The following is a 5,525-nucleotide window of genomic DNA, read 5'->3' on the forward strand; positions in this document are numbered from 1 at the left end:
CGCTGACGCTCGCTCAGTTCCTGCTCCGCCTTCGCCGCCCTTCCTCGTGCTGTCATCGAGTACCTCCTCCTCGTTCCAGGAGGTCATACTCTGCGAGATCAATATTCCGGGCGAAACATGCAGTTCAGTTCGCGCTTACGAACCTTCTCCATCGCCCCTGGGATCAATCCCCGAACGCGACCCCAGCCTTCGGGGCGGTCGAGACGAAGCTCGGCTTCTACAATGGTGAGCAGGGGCTGGTAGCATCCTGCTCGTGGAACCTGCCCCGTCTGCGAAGAGCGTCGCCAGCGAGCGCCTGTATGTGGCCATTGCGGCCGCGATCTGCGTCGCGAGCCTCGTCGTCGGACTCGTCGTGGCCCAGCAACGTCAGGTCGGGAACTTCGGTGTCGAAACCGATTTCTACGGCCAACACATGGAAGAGGCGGAGAACCTGCGACTGGGTCGCACCTACTCATCGCATCTGCATCCACCCGGCTACGCCGCGATTCTGGCGATCGCCCGCATGGCTGGTGTGGACTACTTTGCCGGGGCCAAGACGCTCACCGCGGTTTCAACGGCGCTGCTGTGTTGGTTGGTCTTCCTGTTGATCCGCGGATTGTTCGATGCGCGAGTCGCCGCAGGTGCGACGTTGCTCCTGGCCCTGCTGTTGATTCCGTTTTCGGTTCTCGCGTCGACGGACGTGCTGGCTACGATGCTCGCCTTCGCGGCCATCTGGGTGCTGTTTCGCAGCGAAGAAGTCACCCCGCGGACCTGCTTCGTCGCCGGTGCACTGGCCGGGGGTGCCTGTCATGGTCCGCTACACGAACCTGTACGTTGTGATCGGAGCGGTTCCGGCTCTGTTCCTGTTCGAATGGCCAGCGCTGCGTCAGGCCATCGTGAAGTCGGCATGGTTCGCGGCGGCCTTCCTTTTGATCACATCGCCCTGGCTCGTGACCAACTGGCAGCTGAACGGATCTCCGTTTAGCAATTCGGCTCACGAGCACATTGCCGCGGAGTACTTCCACCCAGACGGCGTGGCCTTGGGTACGGCGATGGACGAGGTTCGAGAAGAGTTCTCGTCATTGACCGACGTCGTGCTGCACGACCCGCCACGCTTCGCAAAGGAGTACGTTGCCCGCATCCTGGTCCGCCGGCCGGAGAAGCTGGCGAGCCAGGTCGTGCGGTTCCCCGGCTACCTGCTCGCGGCCTGGGGTCTGGTGCTACTGCTCGCGGACCTGAACCGGCGCCGCGCTGCGTTGCTGGTGCTGTTCGGACTGGGATACCTGCAGATGGGTTTGGGGATCTTCCAGACGCGCTTCTATCTATTCCTTTGCCCGATCCTCTTTCTGTTCGTCGCGATCGTTCCTTTCCGCTCGTCACTGATCGGTTCGATCCGTTGGGCGTTCGTACGCCATGGCGTTGCGTGGTCGATGCTGCTGCTGGCCGCGCTGTCGCTCGCGCACACGTCGCGCTGGGCCATCGACCACACTCTCAAGATCGAGCCGCGACACCTGCTGGGCATGGCGACGGAGTTGCGAAGTCTCGTCGAGCCCGGGCAGGTCCTCATCGGCCGGAAGCCGCACCTTGCGCGGCTCGCCGGTCTGAGGCCCGGTTTCGTGCTGGCCACCGATGCTGCCGACTTCCGCGCGCGCAGCCTGAGCATCGGAGCGCGCTACATCGAGTACTCCGACGCAGGCGCGAAGCTATGGCCGGCCATGGCGGCGCTACGCGATCCAGAGGCTCTACCCGCCGGGTATCGCCTGATCTACACGCACCAGGGCACGAACACGCGTGTCTACGAGTTGGAGTAGCTCAGTCGCTCCCCTCACACACGGTTCCCTGTGTTCGATGTGCATGGCCAGATAGCGGTTATACGGCGATGCTTCGACCCAGGTTCGAATCCCGCCTGGGCCACCAGAAACTCCCCGCGCTTGGCAATTTGCTCGGAAGCAGCCGGGAAGGCGATCGAGCTAAGATCAACAGATCGTTATTGAGCAAGGAGCCTATTGTGCTCTCTGGTTTGATGCTTTTGAAAGAGAAGTTGCAGTTCACAGGATGGCTGCAGTATCTGCCCGTCGCGATCTTGGCTCTCCTCTTGTTTCTTCTCGCGGCGATCTTCTGGACTTCTGGTCTGTCGGGAACTGCGTACGGATTCATGGGCGTCGGTTTTCTCCTGCTTGGGATGGATCTCTTCGACGTTGTTACTGTGAAATTCGATGTACGCCCTCGTGAGCGCATTCCAGAGCGCAACGAAGAGTTGGATGCTTTTGAACTGATGCGATCGAGAGTCTCTTGTCGCTCATTCCAATGGCAGAAGATGACATCTTCAGATCGAGACGAACTCCTGGAGTTCGTGCGTCATCACACAGAGTCCCCGGAAAAGTCCCTGATGGGGGATGGTCCCATCCGGTTTGAATACATCTCTGCGAGGCTGACGGTATGGCCGGTGGTCGGTGCACACGAATTCCTGGTGGCCATCGCACCGAAAGAGTACCAGCGTCTCTCCGTGATCGACGTGGGTCGGACATTGCAGAAAATCGTTGTCGATGCGACTCGCATCGGCCTGTCGACCTGTTGGATCGGGCCTGGAGCAGATCAGGAAGACGTGATGCGTCAACTTGGCGACCGTTTCGATGTCGGCCAGGATCATGTTATTTGTGTCTGCGCCGTCGGATATCAATCATGGTACAAACCGCTGTTGTTGCGGTTTATCCAGAGGCTTCAGCGGCGCCGCTTGCCTCTTTCTGCCCTGTGTTTCGCGGATTCAGATATGAAAACACCGTTGGATGTTGAAGCTGGACCTTTCGAACGGTTCAAGAAAGTCTTCGAAGTCTGTCAATGGTCCCCCTCCGCTTTCAATGGGCAACCGGCACGATGTGTCGCTCTGGCTTCTTCTTCCGAGGGAAATTCCGTACCCCCTGTGAAAGAGAACGGTGTTGCGCGGGTCGACTTCTATACCGCCAAAGCTTCCCAGTACTATTCGCCCGTCGCTGTGGGCATCTGGTGTGCGAGTTGGGAAATGGGTTGCGAGGCACTCGGAATTGAAGGCCGCTTTGCAGTTCTGCCTCCGCAAACGAGAGGCTCCCGAGACGGGGCCCCTGAACCCGAACTACCGAGGTATGAAGTGAGCTGGGTGCCGGGCGGAAACGCCTAGATGTCGCGCCTGAAGCCCGGCAGTTTCCCGCAGGAGCACCGATGGTGCGGGCTACTGCTGCACCAGGGGTAAGAGCACTCCTGTAGCGGTTCCGTAGGCGTCTGCGGCCCAGTGTGCGATGATGAACGGCATCAGCCGGCGGGTTCGCAGGAACACGATCCCCAGCACGATCGCCAGTGGGAGAAACGAGCTGAACCGATACAGCATCCAGGCTGAATCACCCAGGGGAAGGGCGATGTGTTGCGCCGCCACCCCGATGGCCATGATCGAGATCGCGACCCACGACCTTCCCGAGAGAGCGGCAAGGCGTGGCAATCCGTAACCCAGGTAGGTGGTCTCTTCGGTAATGGCCCAGAGCAGCGGCCAGATGAAGACGCTGTACAAGGCTGCCCACAAGGGCAGGGCGCCAAACGGCGGCGGCGGTCCAGCGGACCCGTAGATGGCGAGACCCGCCAGCACGATTCCTCCGATCGCGAGCGCTGTGAACAACACGAACAACAGGGCACCCGAGAGCAGATCCCGTCCAAGCCGTTGGCGGTCGAAGCCAATGAGGTCTCGCACGCGGATTCCCTCTCTACGAACCAGAAACGTGAGCAGGAGCAAGCACCCGACATCGATGAGGCTGCCATAGACCGGCAACCACGGCGCGGCGGCCTGCCAGGGGTCCGGGTGGCCCGAAACGGCGAACAAACCTGCGACGAACGATTGCGCGAGCACGGCGAAAACGAGTCGCGCGAACACGATGAGAACTGGCCACGTCCAGGTGAGTTCTTTCCCTGTCGGATTCTGAAGGTCAAACATCAACAAGTCCTTGGACGGCTAGATCGTGAGTTCGCGAGGCGCTCCAGCGTCACCAGCCAACATCCGTCTCGGGAACGCTATTCGGCCAATTGTTGTTCAAGGGTGGAGCCCCGAAGCCGCCGGAAGGCCCGATAGACCGGCACGAGCCCTGCGCGAATCGGCAGGGGGTCGCGGGTCTCCTCGCGAAAGGCCGGACGTTTCTCGAGTCGCTTGTGCCAGGTGAGCAGGTTCGGGTGATCGGCCAGCGGATAGCCCGCCGTCCGAAGCCGGGTGGTCGTGATGAACCAGGCAATATCGAGAACGGAGAGCCGCCCGCCGATCAGCCACTCCGCTGTGCGCAGGCGCTGCTCCAGGATCTCGAAGGCAACTCGATGGGCGTCGACAGCCGCCCGCGCCCGAGCGGCCGAAATGCCATCGCGCGCGAAATCGCGCCACCACTTGACCTCGATCGCGCGCTTCGGGTTCGCTGCTCCTTCACTTTCCCATCGGCGGAGAGTCTTCTCGGACTTTTGCACCAACCGGCGGGGCATGATGAAACCCATCGTCAGCGCGCGAAGATCCATATGCAGACTGTCCTCGAGATTCAGGTTCTCCTTTACGAACGCTCGCTCCCCGGTGTCGATTGGGAAAAACGATGCCGATTCGGACGGCAGACTCGAGTCGATGTACTCGAGGATGTCATTGCTCTCCACGTGCACGACGCCATCGTGGACCAGAACGGGCACGACACCACGGGGATTGACTCCCAGAAACCACGGCCGCACGTGCTCCTCGGCTCCGAGGTTGATCGGATGTGAGGTGTACGGGATCTCTTTCTCGCGCAGCAGGATTCGCACCTTCTGGGAGCACGACGAACCCTGGTAATGCAGCAAGTGGACCCCGGGCCAGGACCTGACTTCGCCTGTCGCGACTTCAGCGTCGGGAATGATCATCGGATCCTCTCCAGGTCTTCCGGCACCACTGGGAGGCTAATGCGGGTTTGCCTCCCCTGAATTGCGGAAAATCTCTATTTCAGAAACCGGATTTCCAGGGTATACCGAGCTGACGGGGGCGTCACGTCCGTTTCCGGGAAGATCTTTTCGATCGAGTCTTGCCATCGGAATCATTTCGAGGGTGAGGTCAGCGAAATATTCCTTGTTCACGTGGATCGTCCAGGCTACACCTAGATATCTCCGGAATCCGTACTCCTATCTATTGGTTGCCCGATTGCACTTCCTGTCATGCATGTTGGTCGGAGATCTCCTGGCCGGGCTGAAAAGCAGAGCGCACTGGCTATGGGCCGGTGCCTGGTTCGTCTTTGTGTGCATCTCGTACACGATTCTGTCGGATGCACTTCTGACCGGGTATTCGACCCGCAAGAGTCAGATTCAGACCGAGATCCCATTGCTCGGCCTGTTGTTCGGATTCTTGTACGCGAGTTTGCGGCGCGGTCCATTTCGGCCAGTGCTGGCGAGTCTGCCGTTCATCGGGTTCTACGTGTGCTGCGATGTCTTCTATGCGGCCTTCGGAAAGGCGCTGCGCTTTGTCGATTTCCGGCTCCTGCCTGAAGTGCTGACTGTCTTCTCCGCGCAGGAACGCGCATTCTCCGCGC

General features: G+C 60.3%; 6 protein-coding genes. 4 read left to right on the top strand and 2 right to left on the bottom strand.

Features of this window, described 5'->3' with window-relative positions; translation table 11 throughout:
- The first annotated feature begins 253 nt into the window (after nt 1–253).
- The 3 genes from GY725_13125 to GY725_13135 all read left to right on the top strand — a co-directional run bounded on the left by GY725_13125 (nt 254) and on the right by GY725_13135 (nt 3,133).
- Nucleotides 254–964 carry a hypothetical protein gene (locus tag GY725_13125; GenBank protein ID MCP4005130.1) on the top strand — a complete coding sequence of 237 codons (711 nt, stop codon included), beginning with the start codon at nt 254–256 and terminating at the stop codon, nt 962–964.
- The gene (locus tag GY725_13130) at nt 876–1,790 is read left to right on the top strand and encodes a hypothetical protein (GenBank protein MCP4005131.1); all 915 of its coding nucleotides are present in this window, start codon (nt 876–878) and stop codon (nt 1,788–1,790) included. Before GY725_13125 ends, GY725_13130 begins: the two co-directional genes overlap by 89 nt.
- Nucleotides 1,791–1,918: 128 nt before the next feature.
- Complete coding sequence (locus tag GY725_13135) at nt 1,919–3,133, top strand: nitroreductase (protein ID MCP4005132.1); 1,215 nt, start codon at nt 1,919–1,921, stop codon at nt 3,131–3,133.
- Nucleotides 3,134–3,184: 51 nt separating this feature from the next.
- On the opposite strand, the gene GY725_13140 is transcribed toward GY725_13135, so the two are convergent.
- A complete protein-coding gene (locus GY725_13140; protein MCP4005133.1) occupies nt 3,185–3,934 on the bottom strand; it encodes a CPBP family intramembrane metalloprotease in 750 nt (249 codons plus the stop codon).
- A 77-nt stretch (nt 3,935–4,011) separates the two neighbouring features.
- Nucleotides 4,012–4,866: a glutathione S-transferase family protein gene (locus GY725_13145; protein ID MCP4005134.1), complete on the bottom strand. Its 855-nt coding sequence runs from the start codon at nt 4,864–4,866 to the stop codon at nt 4,012–4,014.
- A 202-nt stretch (nt 4,867–5,068) separates the two neighbouring features.
- On the opposite strand from GY725_13145, the gene GY725_13150 reads away from it, so the two are divergent.
- The coding region (locus tag GY725_13150; GenBank protein MCP4005135.1) for a hypothetical protein at nt 5,069–5,525 on the top strand (457 nt) is incomplete at its 3' end.

The organism is bacterium, from assembly GCA_024226335.1.
Lineage (GTDB): Bacteria > Myxococcota_A > UBA9160 > SZUA-336 > SZUA-336 > JAAELY01.